Here is a 16,826-nt window from a genome sequence, read left to right as displayed (position 1 = left end):
GCGGATCACTCCGCCTCATCTTCCGCAACCCGCACACCCACCTTCAGTACGTGGTCGTCCTCTTTTTCGGCGACCGTCCACACCATACCGGCAAACTCCACCTGATCGCCGACGACCGGCGCGGCGCCCAACAGTTGCTGAATCACATCGCCCAGCGACTGCTGATGTTCGCGAAATTCTTCACCGCCGTCGAGGCCATAAATCTGCGCCACATCGGCGAATTTAGCTTCCGCATCGAGGATAAAGTCGCCAAAGAACCGCTGATCGAGCGAGACCGGAGGCGACTGGCTGAACATTTTACCCAGCGCCGGCAGGTCGCGCTCGCGGCCGATAACGCAAAGAATATCACCATCCATCAGCCGCGTGCTGCCGGTAGGGTGCAGCAGTACGTTGTCGCGGAAGAGTGCGGCGATACGCGTCTCCGGCGGCATGTGGAGGTCGCGCAACGCTGCGCCAACGCACCATTTATCATCACCCAGCTGGTAGACAAACTGTTCCCACGGATTTTCCGGATGGATATCCAGCCCGACGCGTGAGATAGGCCAGCCGACCGGCGGTACCACGACCTTCGCTTTTTTCGCCGCCCAGGAGAGCGAGGTGCCCTGAAGCAGCAGTGAAATCAGCACCACGAAAAAGGCGACGTTAAAGAACAACCGCGCGTTCTCAAGCCCGGCCATCATCGGGAAAACGGCGAGGATAATCGGCACCGCGCCGCGCAAACCGACCCAGCTGATAAACACCCGCTCGCGCAGATTAAAACCGCGGAACGGCAGCAGGCCAGCAAATACCGACAGCGGACGCGCGATGAAGATCATCCACATTGACAGCAGTAGCGCCGGAATCGCGATCGGCCACAGGTCGGACGGTGTGACCAGCAGGCCGAGGACGAGGAACATGGCGATTTGCGCCAGCCACGCCAGGCCGTCAAAGTTTTGCAGAATGCCGTGGCGGTTGCGAATGGGTTTATTACCGAGCAGGAAACCGCAGAGATAGACCGCGAGGATACCGCTCCCGTTCAGTGAGGTGGTGACGGCGAAAATCATGATCCCGCCGCTTAGCGCCAGCAGCGGATAGAGCCCGGTAGGCAGGACGATGCGGTTAATCATCTGCAGCAGCAGATAACCGCCGCCGAGTCCAATAGCGATGCCCAGGCCAAACTGTTGAATGATATGCACCACAAACATCCAGCTCAGTCCGGCTTCATGCTGCTGGATCATTTCAATCAGGGTAATGGTGAGGAACACCGCCATCGGGTCGTTGCTGCCGGATTCAATTTCGAGGGTCGAGCCGACGCGCTCGTTAAGCCCTTTACCGCCGAGCAGCGAGAACACCGCCGCCGCATCGGTGGAGCCGACGATGGCGCCAATTAGTAGCCCTTCGATTAAATCGAGCTTGAACAGCCATGCCGCCATCATCCCGGTGAGGGCGGAGGTTATCAGCACGCCGACCGTCGCCAGCGACAGCGCTGGCCAGAGCGCCACGCGAAACGAACTGGCTTGGGTGCGCATTCCGCCGTCCAGCAGGATCACCGCCAGCGCGAGGTTACTCACCATATAGGCGAAAGGATAGTTATCGAAAGGAATGCCGCCGATACCGTCTACGCCTGCCAGCATACCGATGGCGAGGAAGATAACCAGAATCGGGATGCCGAGGCGTGAGGAGAAAGAACTCAATAAAATACTGCAGGTTACTAAAACAGAACCCAGGATAAACAGACTAATGACCGCAGCGGCGTCCAATGTTCACGTACTCCTTGTCAGCGTGAAGGGGTGAAAATTACACTATTTTAACAATCCGCGCGTTTGCAGGATACTCGCGCAGAGGAATTTTTATTCCGCCAGCACCGGATGGCCGCTTATCGTTAAGGTTGCGGCTGAGGCGTTGTTGACCAGCCGCGCCCGCGCGCCGAGAGGCAGGGTAACGGTGCGCTGTTCATGACCGAACTCGAGGCCGGTCAGCAGCGGGATGGTGAGTTGCTGACGTAGCCAGGTGTAGACGGTGGGAAGATCATAACCGTCGTCGTAGTCGTTGGGTTGCGCGCCGGTAAAACTGCCGAGCACGATAGCCCGCTGGTGAGCAAGGATCCCGCTGTTGAGTAACTGCAGCAGCATTCGTTCAACGCGGAACGGATGCTCGTTGATATCCTCAAGCACCAGAATACCGTCGTCAATCTGCGGGAGCCACGGCGTGCCGATGAGCGACGTGACCATCGCCAGATTGCCGCCCCACAGGGTACCTTCGACGCGGCAGGTTGGGCCGTCGCTTTGCCATTCGAGGGTAAATTCGGGTTCGCGTAGCGCCTGCCAGAAGTGATGTTCAGTAAACGCATTCAGGGTTTCGGCGCCGAAATTGCCCGCTAACATCGGCCCGCTGAAGCTGATCGCGTTGGCTTTAGCCAGCAGTCCCATCTGGATGGCGGTGAAATCGCTGTGGCCGCAGATAAGCAGCGGTTCCCGCTGTTGGCGTTTCGATAACGCCTGCCAGTCGATATGCGGTAGTAACCGGGTGGCGCCATAGCCGCCGCGCACCGCCAGCACGATGTGGTTTTTTCCCTCAAGGGATGCAAGTTGGTTAATATCGGCCAGACGTTCGCTGTCGCTGCCGGCGAAACGCTGCTGTCGACGGGGGATCGCCTGTTGGTTCAGTACCTGATGACCGGCCTCCTGAAGACGGGCCACGCCAAGGGCCGCAGCCTGTTGATTGATACAGTAACCGGAAGGGGCGACCAGATAAAACTGAGACATGGCAATTCCTTGCAAAGAATGAAAGGGTTATCATGCCGCCTGGAACGTTTATTGTCATCTCCGTGCGGCAAACTTCAGCCAATAAGGATAGATGTGTGAAATTGAGATGGTTTGTTTTTTTATTTGTATTGTTGGCCGGTTGTAGCTCGAAGCACGATTACACCAATCCGCCGTGGAACCCGGAAGTCCCGGTGAAGCGGTCGATGCAGTGGATGCCGATCAGTGAAAAAGCCGGTGCCGCGTGGGGGGTTGACCCGCAGCTGATAACCGCGATCATCGCGATTGAGTCCGGCGGTAATCCCTCGGTGGTCAGTAAATCCGGTGCGGTAGGACTGATGCAGTTGAAGCCGTCGACCTCCGGGCGCGATGTCTATCAACGGATGGGCTGGCGTGGCCAGCCTTCGGTCAGCGAGCTGAAAAACCCGGAACGCAATATTTCGATGGGCGCCGCTTATCTGAGCATTCTGGAAAACGGCCCGCTGGCGGGGATTAAGGACCCGCAGGTGATGCGCTATGCGGTGGTGGTCTCTTATGCCAACGGCGCAGGCGCGCTGCTGCGCACCTTCTCGTCGAATCGCCAGGACGCCATCGACGAGATTAACGATCTTGATGCCGATGAGTTCTTTGAACACGTGGCGAAAAAGCATCCTGCCCCGCAGGCCCCGCGCTATATCTGGAAACTGCAGAAAGCGCTGGACGCGATGTAGCGTCATCTCTCACCCCGTCAGGCAGGATTCGCCTTGCGGGGTGCCTTTCAGATAATCCTAACTTTCGTGGCTAATTGAACTGATGTAGCTGACGGGACCAATCAACTCTTTGTAATCCCGGTAACTTTCTGGAAGGGACTCGATTCCATTAACCGCCACCACCAGCATAGCCGTGGCCTCATCCATTTCATCGCTAGTCTGGGCTAATTTTTCGCATAATAATCCGATAAGCGCCTGAGAATTATTATGTGAGACCCCATTCAAATCCAGACGATTATGATCCCAGACGTTGCAACCCCATGCTGTGAACCACAACAGGCTTCCTGTAACCATCAATATCCAACAAAAAGTGTTTTCAGCGACATCGACGTAGATAAATATTCGACAAGCTAATATTACGGCTAAGATGAGTGAGGGGATACTGAACAACAGAAAATTGCATCGGCGGCGTAGCATACTTAAGGCCAGCTCTGGGCTTTTTTGCTGATCCTGCCAGATGTTAAGGTTGGTGATATGCAGGCTAGTAGGCAGATCTTCATGACATGGTTTTCGTACCTCAAAATGGTCAAATAAAATTCTTTCAATGACGTTCATTTCATTGCTTGCATAACGTCCGTTAGCCAACATCTGCCCGGGCTCGGGGATCCACAGATATCCTTTATGTAACAAACTGAACATTGCTAACTGAATGACCCGCGTGCCGCCGCCGTCAATCCAGGCAAGAAGCCATGGGTCGATCCCGGTCGTTAACTGCTGGGCTTTAGCCGCAGGCCGCGTCAGGGCGATAATGATTCCGATAGAAAGATAAATAGCCGGGACGACAACGATAATACAGCCGAGAAACAGTAAAGGATGCATATGCATAATAAGAGTCCACATGATGTCGCCCTCAGACTACTCAAGCCGTTCAACAGAAAATGCATAATTTATTGGCTTGATGATCGTTATAAATTCACGATATTTCTCGGGTAGCAGGGAAGTTTTACCGATGGCGACGTAATAATCAGCTGTTTCATCCGTTGTTGTCTTGGCCTCAGCCATGAGAGTATCCTTTAATCTATTTACATAATTATGAACAATGTTAATTGAGATCCCCTCACGGTCCATCCGGGTGGCATTTAAGGTAATGATGAGCCAAAGTAACAACCAAAGCCCGGTAACGATAAGCATCATGAGCCAGCTTAATACGCTGGAGTGGATAAGCGTGCTACTATCGAAAAACGTTTTCCACAGATATGTACCGATTAAAATTAATGAAGGAACGACGATCAGGATCATATTCCACGTATGTTGCGCCGGACTGAGCATCAGGCCCCAACACTGGGGATCGTCTGACCAATGGTTTTTATCGGCGACGTAAAGAGAAAGGGGTAAATTCTGGGCGCTGGGTTTTGGTGTAGAAAAATGGTCAAAGAGTATTTTTTCTACACGAGTCATCTTGCACTCTGCATACTGCTGGTTGGCGCAAAGTTCGATATTCTCAGCGCAATGAATAATGGTTACGTAGTTTTTTCTTAATAGCCTGAACATGGCTAATTGAATAACGACGGTGGCTCTGCCCCGTAGCCAGGCAAGAAACGACGGAGATATGGAGTAAGGTGGTGGTATCGGCGTGTTTTTCTCAGAAGGACGAGTCTTTGAGATGATAATCATCACTAGAATATATATCACCGTGGTTGATAATATATGGTAACCCATAAAGGACAATGGGGATAAATCAGAGATGAAATTGATTAAATTGTTCACTTCACACTCCTTGTGATAACCGCAACCTTGCGCGTAAATTTTTACCAGAATAGTAGCTAGTTTAATAGGGTGGTTCTGGTTAAACAATAAATTTAGTTTGTCTGGCGGCTTTCATTAAAAAGCACTGATCAGATATTTATGTGGTTTATGAAATTAAGCCTCCGACTTATTTCAGGAGGCTTATGTTTACGAGGTAAATTAAAAATCGTAGCCCACGGTTGCCGTGACGCTGCGCTCAGCCCCCCAATAACAGTTGCCGGTGCCGTAGCAGCCGGAAATATACTCGCGATCGCCGATATTATTCGCATTAACCTGAATATAGGCGCCTTTCATCGCCGTTGACCATGCCCCGAGGTCGGCGCGCGCCATCGCATCTATCAGGGTGACTGACGGTAAACGCTCGGTATTGGCGTCATCGGCCCACTGCTTACCGATATAGCGCACACCCGCGCCAAGGGTGATGCCCGCCGGCAATTGATAGCGCGCCCAGAATGAGGCCATCTGATCCGGCGTCAGCTGAGGGGTATTATTATCGGTGCCGTCTTTCGTGTCCTGAAAGCGCAGGCGATTCCAGGTATAAGAGGCAATCGTGCTCAATTGCGGCGTAATCTGGTTATGCGCTTCCAGCTCTACGCCCTGTGAATGCACTTTCCCGGCGGGAATATAGGTGGCGGTGGCGATGTTCGGATCGCGGGTGGCGACATCTTTTTGCATCAAATCGTAAATCGCGATGCTATACAAATCGCTGCTGCCCGGCGGCTGGAATTTCAAGCCGGCCTCCACCTGTTCGGCGGTGGTGGGTTTTAATAACGTACCATCGGCGCCCGGCAGCATCGCCGGGGTAATCGCCTGGCTGTAGCTTAAGTAGGGCGAAAGGCCATTATCGAGCGCGTACAGCAGCGAGGCGCGGCCGCTGATGTGATCGTCGGAGCGGCGGTTTGACGTGCCTGAGGTGTCGCTAACCTGTTGTGAAACGATGCGGTCGTAGCGTCCGGAAACGTCAAAGTGCCAACGATTCCACACCATTTCATCCTGCAGATAAATCCCGGTCTGGTAATAACGGCGATTATTATTATCGCTGTAGGTGATGGTATGCCCGGTTTGCGGCGTATAGCCGGTAAAGGGGTTAAGCGGCGCCGCGCCGCCGGCGCCGGTCCATAAATCGTTGCGGAAGCGATGATACTCAGCGCCGAGGATTAACGTATGCGCCACTTCACCGGTCGCGAAATCGGCGCGCAGGCGGTTATCGGTTGACCAGCCGTCCAGCGACCCGCGGGAACCGCTGTAGCCGCGGGAAAGCAGGTCGCTGTCACCCACCCAGCCAACCTGATAAACCTGAGCCAGCGAGACATTCGTATGGGTATAGCTGCCCGCGGAGTAAGCCGACCAGACATCGCTGAACTGGTGGTTGAATTCATAGCTGTAGATTTGCTCGCGGCGCTGGTAGCCATCGCCCGGATCGCCTTCATTGGTGCTGGGTGAGAGCTTACGGCCGTTGTGCGCATAACGGGTACCATCCAGCGGCAGAGAGCCGTGGTAGCCGCCGGAGGGATCTTTTTGCAGGTAGGCGCGCAACAGCAGCGAAGTATCGCTATCCGGCTGCCACAGCAAGGAAGGCGAAATCGCATAGCGCTCTTCGCGGGTATGATCATACTGCGTATCGCTGCTGCGGGTCATGCCGATGAGCCGCCAGGCCCATTGGTCATTAATGGCATCGGTATAGTCGAAGGCCGCGCCCTTAGTATTTTGCGTGCCGCCGGTCAGGCGAAAGTGCCCCTGCTGGCTGAACTGCGGCCGTTTGGAGGTCAAATTGACCACCCCGCCCGGCACGCTTTGGCCATAAAGGGCGGAAGAGGGGCCGCGGATGACGTCGACGCGTTCAATAAACCATGGGTCGATCTGCAGTACGTTATGGCTGCCGCCGTCGCTCATCAGGCGCATGCCGTCAAGGAACAGGTTATCAACGTCGCCGCCGTGGTAGCCGCGCAGCGAGATGGTATCAAAGCGCGTCGCGCCGCCGCCAAAACTGGAATAAACCCCCGGCGTATATTGTAGGGCCTGGCTTACGGTATTGGCGCCCTGATCGGCGATCTGCTGGCGGGTGATCACCGATACCGACTGGGCGGTAGTAATCAACGGCTGGTCGGTTTTTGTGGCGCCGGTTGACGTTTTGGCGCTATAGCCTTGAGTTTGCGCGCTGGCGGAGTCGTCAGGTTGCGCGGTCACGATCAGGGTATCTTGCGCCTGAGCGGCGAGAGGGAAAGCGGCCGCGAGGGCGCACACCAGCGCGGAGCGCTTAAAATTAACAGAGGAGATCATGCCATAATCCTGAATAGCGCGGTCTGGCACTCCTGTGCGCCGCCGCGGAAATAAACGAAATGCTTTTTCGTTAAAAATAATGCGAATTATTATCGTTTGCTTTTGCATGATCAAGCAAAATAGTCCTCCTCAGAGCAAGAAGACATTTTGCTGGCTGTCGGCGGATGATGGGGTTACGTCGATGGAAAAAGCGCGGCGAAGATATCGCCGCGCGCAGGGGATTACTGGGCTTTTTTCTCCGCAGCCGCCACGGCATCGTTCGCGGCGGGCTGCTTGCCAGCGGTGATTTCTGCCTGCGCCGGGCGGGTTGCCGGCAGCGCATCGCACGGTTTATCTTGCGGGCAAACCAGGTCGAGCATCTTTAACGTCACGCCGTTGGTCCAGCCAAAGCCGTCCTGCAGAGGATACTCTCCGCCGCCGCCGCCGGTACCCGTCGAACTCACGTCATATTTCTCAACCAGCTTCTGCTTGCTGTCATAGGTGTGCTGGACGTTGCTGAGGAAGCGCCAGGTGACGTCCATGGCCACCTTTTTCTGACCATAGTTCTGCAGACCTTCCACCGCCACCCACTGCAGCGGCGCCCAGCCGTTTGGCGCATCCCACTGTTGGCCGCTATTGACCGTGGTGGTGGTAAGCCCGCCGGGCTTCAGCAGGCGGCTTTCGGCGGCGGCGGCTACCTTCGCGGCACGTTCGCTGGAGGCCGCTTTGACGTACAGCGGGAACAGCGCCGCGGCGGTCAGCTGATTGCGAACTTTATGGCTCTTCAGATCGTAATCGGCATACCAGCCCTCTTTATCGTTCCACAGATATTTTTCCAGCGCCTTCTGGCGGGCATTCGCCAGCGCGTCGTACTGTCCGGCTTTAGCGCTGTCACCTGCGGCTTTACTGGCGCGGGCAATGGTTTTCTCCATGTGGAACATCAGCGCATTGAGGTCGACCGGAATGATGCTGGTGGTGCGGATAGTCCCCAGCTGCTGCGGATTATCCATCCAGCGAGAACTGAAGTCCCATCCGGAGGCCGCGGCGGAACGTAGGTCACGATAGATTTCGGTGGCCGGGCGGTTAGGATTGTTTTTGGCGGTAGTCACGTCGTCAAGCCAGGACTCCGGGCGAGGCGTATCGTTATCATCCCAGTAGCGGTTAAGCAGCGCGCCATCTTCCAGACGTACCACGCGTTTATTCGCGTTGCCGGGCGTCAGCGCATCGGCGCCTTCCATCCAGTAGCGATACTCTTTTTCCATCTGCGGCAGCCAGGTCTTTAGCGCCCGATCGCCATCGTGGCTGGCCAACAGCTCAACCATAAAGGAAAAGAACGGCGGTTGCGAACGGCTCAGATAGTAACTGCGGTTGCCGTTTGGAATATGCCCCCAGCGGTCAATCTCGGCGGCAAAATTGGCCACCATGTCTTCCACTTTATCCCAGTGCCCGCTTTCGGCGAGGCCCAGCATGGTGAAATAGCTATCCCAATAATAGACTTCGCGGAAGCGTCCACCGGGCACCACATAAGGTTTCGGTAGCGGCAGCAGCGAATCCCACTTCTCGACCTCGACGGTGCTGCGGGTTAGCACCGGCCATAGCCCATCAATGTGTTGACGCAGGGTTTGCCCTTTCGGCGGCACGTATTGATCGTTATCACGCGGCAGGGTGAAGTTGATCTCGACGAAATGGCGCAGATCGAAGCTGGCCTGACCTTTTTGCATCCGATAGTCGGCAAGGATCATTAGCGGATCGCTATTCGGGACCGCATCAGCGAAGGTTTTTTGGTCAGGGAAGAGTTTCGCGCTTTGCACGTCGTTAAATAGCGGGCCTAAAAGTTCATCAGGCGATTGCGGCACCGGGGAGGTGTTGTCATCTGCCTGCGCGGCGAATGTCGCCAGGCTTAACATTGCGCCTCCCAGCGCCAGTTGAATAAGGTGGGTCAGGGTTTCCGGGCGACGTAGAACCGATCTCGTCATCGATAATTCTCCATTTTACGTTTTGCTGACTTCGCGCCACTGCGAACGGCCATCAGAAAACCTTAGCCGAATATCGGCCGCCTCGCGTGCTGGAGTTAACATTTTGGCCGAAAACAGAGTATTTACCTGGCGACATATTGTCCCGGCGTTTTGCCGGTCTGAGTACGGAAGAAGTAGATGAAGGCGCTATCGCTGGCAAACTCTAGCGCCTGGGCGACATCCGTGATGCGCTGACCGCAGGACAGCAATTCTACGGCTTTCATCAGCCGCCACTGCTGGCGCCACTGCTGATATGACATGCCGGTTTCGCGCTGAAACAGGCGGCTGATGGTCTTTTCTCCGGCGCCACATTGCGCCGCCAGTTGTTGAAGTAGCGGCGGTTGCTCATGGCCGTTGAGATGACGTAGACGTTTATCCTGCGGCAGCGTTAGCATCATCGGTTCATGTTTTGCCGCGCCGATTTCCGCCACGCAAAGCGCCGCCAGGTGCAGGGCCGGGCCCTGTCGCCAGTCGGTATCCCAGGGGCTGGCGCTGATGCGTTCCAGTAGCTCGCGCAGCAGCGGCGTAACGTTGAGGATCGCAGGCTGACGGGGCAACTGCGGGTATGAGTCATTGGCGAACCATACCGAACGGTAATCAACGATGTGCTGCATTTCGGCGCGGTGGGTGACGCCTGCGGGGATCCACGCCGCGCGGGTCGGCGGCAACATACACAATAGCGCGCCGTCGTTCAGCGTCAGCCGGATGCAGCCCTGACGGGTAAATAGCATCTGTCCCATTTGATGTTGATGCAGACCATCGTCATGATCGCCGTTAAGGGTCGCTTGCACGCCAATCAGCGGCGCATTGAATATATCTGGGTCAAAGGATGCATCCGCGCTGAGCCAGGCCATGATGTCTGATTCTCGATGTTAAGTGTCATTATATTTATAATCGCCGATTTTGCCGCTCCCTACAATGGCGCCTCTGATGAGGGAGATTGATATGTTAAGTCGTTCGGCGATGGCGCTGGTTACCGCATTACTCATGTTTCCGCAAATCGCGGAAACTATCTATAGCCCGGCGCTAATTGATATCAGCGCCCATTTTTCCGTTAGCGCCGCCGATGCGGCGCAGACGCTGGCGGTCTATTTCATCGGCTTTGCCATCGGTGTGCTGTTCTGGGGCTGGTTCAGCGACCGGCGTGGACGGCGGCCGGCGTTATTGCTCGGTCTGGCGGTGTATACCGCAGGCTGCATGCTGGCGCTGGCGGCGCCAAATTTTGGCGTATTGCTGGCGGCTCGCATCGTGGCGGCTTTCGGCGCGGCTATCGGGTCGGTGGTTGGGCAAACGGTGTTGCGCGATGCGTTTGAAGGTCGGCAGTTGGCGGCGATTTTTTCCTTCGTGGGCATGGCGCTGGCTATCAGCCCAGCAATTGGCGTCTATTCTGGCGGCGTGTTGGCGGGGTGGTGGGGGATGTATGGCGTGTTTAGCGCCCTGGCGTTGCTGGCGGCGACGCTATTGCTGCTGTGCGCGGCGGTAATGCCGGAAACCCGGCCGTCGCGAACGGCAAATCAGGCGCTCTGGCCGCTATTACTGCGCATGATGGTGGATACAAAAATCCGTTTAGCGGTGGCGCTGGTGGCGGCATTGAATATCGGTTTGTTCAGCTACTACAGCCAGGGGCCGTTCCTTTTTGCCCGCCTGGGGCTGGATGCGCGGGCTTTTGGCTACAGCGGTATGGCGCTGGCCGCGGGAGCGTTAGCCGGCGCGCAGGGGAATCGTCTGTTGCTACGACGTGGAGCGGGGCAGCAGCACATATTTATTTGTGCCGGTCTTCTGTTATTGCTCGCCAGCGCAGGCGTTGGCCTGTTAACACATTCATGGCTCTTTTTGCTGCCGATGATGGGGGTAGCGACAGCCTATGCCATGGCGATCCCCGTGGTGCTGGGTACGGCGCTTAGCGATTACGGCGATTGCCGCGGTAGTGCCGGGGCGCTGCTTGGCCTGGCCTATTATTTGATTATCGGCTTGGGGCTGGCAATTGTGGGTTGGGGGGAATCCTTGGGTATCACGTTAGCGATCTGTGCGGCGGTGAGTGCGCTTACCGGTTGGCGTTATCTGCGGCACATGGATGATGAGTTTTCCTGATTTGTGATGATTAGCACAAATCACTGCTTGGCAGGTTTGTGACTGGATGAAAAATCGATATTGATTTTAATCAAGGAATTACCTGCTATAAAATAGCCTAAAAATTAGGTTAAAATAATGTTGATAATGATAACCAATTGTTTGTTTTTGTTTTCAGCTAAATTAATGAAATATATCTTTACATACAAATAACGTGAAAAATTGTGACCTCATCCCGTAATGAATCGAAATAAATACAGTTTTCTCATTTTATTTGATTGTTTACACCTGAGGTTTAAACAGAAATTAATGTGAAATGCCTCCTTTTATTGCTTGAAAATTACCCTTTGCTCGCTCATTTTTAGCTTAAAAATTAACCTTTTTTATCCCCATAAATATTTTTTATCCCCTCATATTTCTTTGACTAAAATCATGATTAATTTCATGTTTTTGATTTTAACTTATTGATTTTAAATGTTTTAATTTGTTTTTTTGGATAAGGTTGATTATAGGTGAAAGGGCTTTGTGAGTGGTCTCACACAACCACCAGATCATCATTTGATACACTTCCCGCCGTCAACAAAGTCATTAACGTGGATAACCAATATGAATACTATTCCGCTCCCTAAAACTCAGCACCTGGTTGTATTCCAGGAGGTGATCAGAAGTGGTTCGATTGGTTCAGCAGCGAAAGAATTAGGATTAACTCAACCTGCAGTCAGTAAAACAATTAATGATATTGAAGACTATTTCGGTACCGAGCTCATCGTCCGTAAAAATACCGGTGTAACTTTGACTGAAGCCGGGCAGGTGCTGTTGACCTGGTCGGAGTCGATTACCCGTGAAATGAAAAATATGGTTAACGAAATGCACAGTATGACCTGCAGCACAGTCGTTGACGTCTCGTTTGGTTTCCCGTCGCTAATCGGCTTCACTTTTATGTCGGATATGATCCATAAATTCAAAAAATTATATCCAAAAGCACAGGTCTCGATGTATGAAGCGCAGCTTTCTTCGTTCCTGCCGGCGATCCGCGATGGTCGTCTCGATTTCGCCATCGGCACGCTGAGCGATGAAATGAAGCTGCACGATCTACATGTCGAACCGCTATTTGAATCGGAATTCGTGCTGGTGGCCAGCAAATCGCGAACGCGGAGCGGCAGTGCCACGCTGGCATCGTTACAGCACGAACAGTGGGTATTGCCGCAAACCAATATGGGTTACTACAGTGAACTCCTCGCCACGCTTCAACGCAGCGGCATCAACAATGAAAACATCGTTAAAACAGACTCTGTCGTTACTATTTATAATCTTGTTCTCAATGCTGATTTCCTGACGGTTATTCCGTGTGATATGACCGCACCATTTGGCTCTAATCAATTTATTACTATTCCTGTCGAGGACGCATTACCGGTAGCGCATTATGCTGCGGTATGGTCGAAGAATTATCGCATTAAAAGTGCGGCCTCGGCGTTAGTTGAATTAGCGAAAGAATATTCAGCCCATAGCGGTTGCCGACGACGACAATTAATCACCGTAGATTAACTGTCTTTTTATATTGATTGAAACTTAAGCTGCGATTTATTTATCAGTCGCTGCCCATTAACGCTATTTGTTTAATTCCAGGTTAAGAGGTTCTCATGCATATTACATACGATCTTCCAGTTGCTATTGAAGATATCCTCGAAGCGAAAAAAAGATTGGCAGGTAAAATATATAAAACGGGGATGCCGCGTTCGAATTATTTCAGCGAACGATGCAAAGGCGAAATCTTCCTTAAGTTTGAAAATATGCAGCGCACCGGTTCTTTTAAAATTCGCGGCGCGTTTAATAAACTCAGTTCGCTGACTGATGCGGAAAAGCGCAAAGGCGTGGTGGCGTGTTCCGCCGGTAACCATGCGCAGGGCGTTTCGCTCTCCTGCGCTATGCTCGGCATCGACGGTAAAGTGGTGATGCCGAAAGGCGCGCCAAAATCAAAAGTGGCCGCCACCTGCGACTATTCGGCGGAAGTGGTGCTACATGGCGATAATTTTAACGACACCATCGCCAAAGTCAGCGAAATTGTTGAAATGGAAGGGCGGATATTTATTCCACCATACGACGATCCGAAAGTGATAGCCGGCCAGGGGACTATTGGTCTGGAAATCATGGAGGATTTATATGATGTCGATAACGTTATTGTACCGATTGGCGGCGGCGGTTTAATTGCCGGTATCGCGGTGGCGATTAAATCGATCAACCCGACCATTCGGATTATTGGCGTACAGTCTGAAAACGTTCACGGCATGGCGGCCTCGTATTACGCCGGAGAAATCACCAATCATCGCAATAATGCCACCCTGGCCGACGGTTGCGACGTTTCTCGCCCGGGAAATATTACTTATCAGATTGTTCGTGAATTAGTTGACGATATTGTGCTGGTCAGCGAAGACGAAATTCGCAACAGCATGGTCGCACTTATTCAACGCAATAAAGTGATTACCGAAGGGGCCGGGGCGTTAGCCTGTGCCGCATTATTAAGCGGTAAGCTGGACAGCTATATTCAGAACCGAAAAACCGTCAGCATTATTTCCGGCGGCAATATCGACCTGTCTCGCGTATCGCAAATTACTGGTTTAGTTGACGCTTAATCTTTTTGATGAGGATAGGATATGAGTACTACAGATAGCATTGTATCCAGCCAGACAAAAGAGTCGTCCTGGCGCAAATCGGACACCACCTGGACCCTGGGCTTATTCGGCACCGCCATTGGCGCCGGGGTATTATTCTTCCCGATCCGCGCCGGTTTCGGCGGCCTGATCCCCATCTTACTGATGTTAGTGCTGGCCTACCCGATCGCCTTCTATTGCCATCGGGCGCTGGCCCGGCTGTGCCTTTCCGGCTCAAATCCTTCCGGCAACATCACTGAAACGGTAGAGGAGCACTTTGGTAAAACCGGCGGGGTGGTGATTACTTTCCTTTATTTCTTCGCGATTTGCCCGCTGCTGTGGATTTACGGCGTGACGATCACCAATACCTTTATGACCTTCTGGGAAAACCAGCTGCAGCTGCCGGCGCTGAACCGCGGTTTTGTCGCGCTGTTCCTGCTGCTGCTGATGGCGTTTGTCATCTGGTTCGGTAAAGATCTGATGGTGAAAGTAATGAGCTATCTGGTATGGCCGTTTATCGCCAGCCTGGTGCTGATTTCTCTGTCGCTGATCCCTTACTGGAACTCCGCGGTTATCGATCAGGTGAATTTAAGCGAGATCTCGCTGACCGGTCACGATGGTATTCTGGTGACCGTCTGGCTGGGTATTTCGATTATGGTGTTCTCGTTTAACTTCTCGCCAATTGTCTCTTCATTCGTGGTTTCCAAGCGCGAAGAGTATGAAAAAGACTTTGGTCGCGAGTTCACCGAGCGCAAATGTTCACAGATTATCTCTCGCGCCAGCATGCTGATGGTGGCCGTGGTAATGTTCTTCGCCTTCAGCTGCCTGTTTACGCTGTCGCCGCAGAATATGGCAGATGCCAAAGCGCAGAATATCCCGGTGCTCTCGTACCTGGCGAACCACTTCGCCTCGCTGTCCGGCACCAAATCCACCTTTGCAACGGTGCTTGAATATGGCGCGTCAATCATCGCGCTGGTGGCGATTTTCAAATCCTTCTTCGGACACTACCTCGGCACGCTGGAAGGCCTGAACGGTCTGGTGCTGAAGTTTGGTTACAAAGGCGATAAAACCCGCGTTTCCAGCGGCAAGCTCAACACCATCAGCATGATTTTTATCATGGGCTCAACGTGGATTGTCGCCTACGCCAACCCGAACATTCTCGACCTGATTGAAGCGATGGGCGCGCCGATTATTGCCTCGCTGCTGTGCCTGCTGCCGATGTACGCCATCCGTAAAGCGCCATCGTTGGCGAAATATCGCGGCCGCCTGGACAACGTCTTCGTCACGGTAATCGGTCTGCTGACCATTCTGAACATCGTTTACAAACTGTTTTAATTAAGCTCAGGACGAGCGGAGTGATGACATGAATGAATATCCGGTAGTACTGGTCATTAACTGCGGCTCGTCTTCAATTAAATTTTCAGTACTTGATGCCGCCAGCTGTGAAGTATTAATGGCTGGTATTGCAGATGGCATTAATTCTGAAGATGCGTTCCTGTCAATAAATGGGGGAGAGCCGGCTAAGCTGGCTCACCGCAGCTATGAAGGCGCATTGAAGGCGATCGCATTTGAATTAGAAAAACGTGATTTAATGGATAGCGTGGCGTTAATTGGCCACCGTATCGCGCACGGCGGCAGCATATTTACCGAATCGGCGATAATTACCGATGAAGTTATCGACAATATTCGCCAGGTGTCGCCGCTGGCGCCGCTGCATAATTACGCCAATCTCAGCGGTATTGAATCAGCTCAGCAGTTATTCCCGGGCGTACAGCAGGTAGCGGTCTTTGATACCAGCTTTCATCAGACGCTGGCGCCAGAGGCATTTCTCTACGGTCTGCCGTGGGACTATTACCAGCGACTGGGCGTGCGTCGCTACGGTTTCCACGGTACTTCGCACCGTTATGTTTCTCAGCGCGCGCTGGCGTTGCTTGATTTACCCGAGCAGGATAGCGGGCTGGTCATTGCTCATCTTGGCAACGGCGCGTCGATTTGCGCGGTACGCAACGGCCGCAGCGTGGACACCTCGATGGGCATGACGCCGTTGGAAGGCCTGATGATGGGTACCCGCAGCGGGGATGTCGATTTTGGCGCGATGGCGTGGATCGCCGGCGAAACTAACCAGACGCTCAGCGATCTGGAGCGCGTGGTGAATAAGGAGTCCGGCCTGCTGGGGATATCCGGATTGTCATCCGACCTGCGGGTGCTGGAAAAAGCCTGGCATGAGGGGCATGAACGTGCGCGGTTGGCGATTAAAACCTTTGTGCATCGTATTGCCCGCCACATTGCCGGCCATGCCGCCTCGCTACGCCGCCTTGACGCGATTATTTTTACCGGCGGTATCGGCGAAAATTCGGTATTAATCCGCCAACTGGTGATTGAGCATTTAGCGGTATTCGGCGTCAGCCTGAATGATGCGCTAAATAAACAACCCAACTCCGCCGGTGAACGCATTATTTCTTCCCGCGAGGCACGAGTGATATCTGCAGTCATACCCACCAATGAAGAGAAGATGATTGCGCTCGATGCTATTCATTTAGGCAAAATTAATGCATCCCTGGAATTTGCTTAATTACGTTGTGGTCCTGTAGAGAGATT

General features: G+C 53.4%; 13 protein-coding genes. 6 read left to right on the top strand and 7 right to left on the bottom strand.

Annotation, left to right across the window (positions count from 1 at the left end; genetic code table 11):
• Positions 1 to 5: 5 nt before the first annotated feature.
• Positions 6 to 1,739 carry a potassium/proton antiporter gene (locus tag AC22LX_RS05840; RefSeq protein ID WP_015366069.1) on the bottom strand — a complete coding sequence of 578 codons (1,734 nt, stop codon included), beginning with the start codon at positions 1,737 to 1,739 and terminating at the stop codon, positions 6 to 8.
• Between the two features lie 90 nt (positions 1,740 to 1,829).
• Positions 1,830 to 2,744: a muramoyltetrapeptide carboxypeptidase gene (ldcA, locus tag AC22LX_RS05835; protein ID WP_487333840.1), complete on the bottom strand. Its 915-nt coding sequence runs from the start codon at positions 2,742 to 2,744 to the stop codon at positions 1,830 to 1,832.
• Positions 2,745 to 2,839: 95 nt separating this feature from the next.
• On the opposite strand from ldcA, the gene emtA reads away from it, so the two are divergent.
• Complete coding sequence (gene emtA, locus AC22LX_RS05830) at positions 2,840 to 3,451, top strand: membrane-bound lytic murein transglycosylase EmtA (RefSeq protein ID WP_015366071.1); 612 nt, start codon at positions 2,840 to 2,842, stop codon at positions 3,449 to 3,451.
• A 57-nt stretch (positions 3,452 to 3,508) separates the two neighbouring features.
• Here emtA and AC22LX_RS05825 read toward each other — a convergent pair whose 3' ends face one another.
• The 5 genes from AC22LX_RS05825 to AC22LX_RS05805 all read right to left on the bottom strand — a co-directional run bounded on the left by AC22LX_RS05825 (position 3,509) and on the right by AC22LX_RS05805 (position 10,364).
• The gene (locus tag AC22LX_RS05825; protein WP_487333839.1) at positions 3,509 to 4,330 is read right to left on the bottom strand and encodes a DUF2207 domain-containing protein; all 822 of its coding nucleotides are present in this window, start codon (positions 4,328 to 4,330) and stop codon (positions 3,509 to 3,511) included.
• Between the two features lie 15 nt (positions 4,331 to 4,345).
• On the bottom strand, positions 4,346 to 5,197 hold the full coding sequence (locus AC22LX_RS05820) for a hypothetical protein (protein WP_063448041.1): 852 nt from the start codon (positions 5,195 to 5,197) through the stop codon (positions 4,346 to 4,348).
• 198 nt (positions 5,198 to 5,395) lie between these two features.
• Positions 5,396 to 7,516: a TonB-dependent siderophore receptor gene (locus AC22LX_RS05815; protein ID WP_487333838.1), complete on the bottom strand. Its 2,121-nt coding sequence runs from the start codon at positions 7,514 to 7,516 to the stop codon at positions 5,396 to 5,398.
• A gap of 221 nt (positions 7,517 to 7,737) precedes the next feature.
• A complete protein-coding gene (locus AC22LX_RS05810) occupies positions 7,738 to 9,471 on the bottom strand; it encodes an alpha,alpha-trehalase (protein ID WP_045390445.1) in 1,734 nt (577 codons plus the stop codon).
• 122 nt (positions 9,472 to 9,593) lie between these two features.
• On the bottom strand, positions 9,594 to 10,364 hold the full coding sequence (locus tag AC22LX_RS05805) for an AraC family transcriptional regulator (RefSeq protein ID WP_045390448.1): 771 nt from the start codon (positions 10,362 to 10,364) through the stop codon (positions 9,594 to 9,596).
• A gap of 91 nt (positions 10,365 to 10,455) precedes the next feature.
• On the opposite strand from AC22LX_RS05805, the gene AC22LX_RS05800 reads away from it, so the two are divergent.
• The 5 genes from AC22LX_RS05800 to tdcD all read left to right on the top strand — a co-directional run bounded on the left by AC22LX_RS05800 (position 10,456) and on the right by tdcD (position 16,800).
• On the top strand, positions 10,456 to 11,601 hold the full coding sequence (locus AC22LX_RS05800; RefSeq protein ID WP_045390450.1) for an MFS transporter: 1,146 nt from the start codon (positions 10,456 to 10,458) through the stop codon (positions 11,599 to 11,601).
• Between the two features lie 585 nt (positions 11,602 to 12,186).
• The gene (gene tdcA / locus AC22LX_RS05795; protein ID WP_045390453.1) at positions 12,187 to 13,125 is read left to right on the top strand and encodes a transcriptional regulator TdcA; all 939 of its coding nucleotides are present in this window, start codon (positions 12,187 to 12,189) and stop codon (positions 13,123 to 13,125) included.
• A 95-nt stretch (positions 13,126 to 13,220) separates the two neighbouring features.
• A complete protein-coding gene (tdcB, locus tag AC22LX_RS05790; RefSeq protein WP_045376007.1) occupies positions 13,221 to 14,210 on the top strand; it encodes a bifunctional threonine ammonia-lyase/L-serine ammonia-lyase TdcB in 990 nt (329 codons plus the stop codon).
• A gap of 21 nt (positions 14,211 to 14,231) precedes the next feature.
• A complete protein-coding gene (gene tdcC / locus AC22LX_RS05785; RefSeq protein WP_045390456.1) occupies positions 14,232 to 15,563 on the top strand; it encodes a threonine/serine transporter TdcC in 1,332 nt (443 codons plus the stop codon).
• A gap of 28 nt (positions 15,564 to 15,591) precedes the next feature.
• A complete protein-coding gene (gene tdcD, locus AC22LX_RS05780; protein ID WP_487333837.1) occupies positions 15,592 to 16,800 on the top strand; it encodes a propionate kinase in 1,209 nt (402 codons plus the stop codon).
• Positions 16,801 to 16,826 lie beyond the last annotated feature (26 nt).

The organism is Klebsiella sp. PK01, from assembly GCF_057624675.1.
The sequence above is the reverse complement of the archived record's forward strand: the minus strand, read 5'-3'. Positions and strand labels throughout refer to the sequence as shown.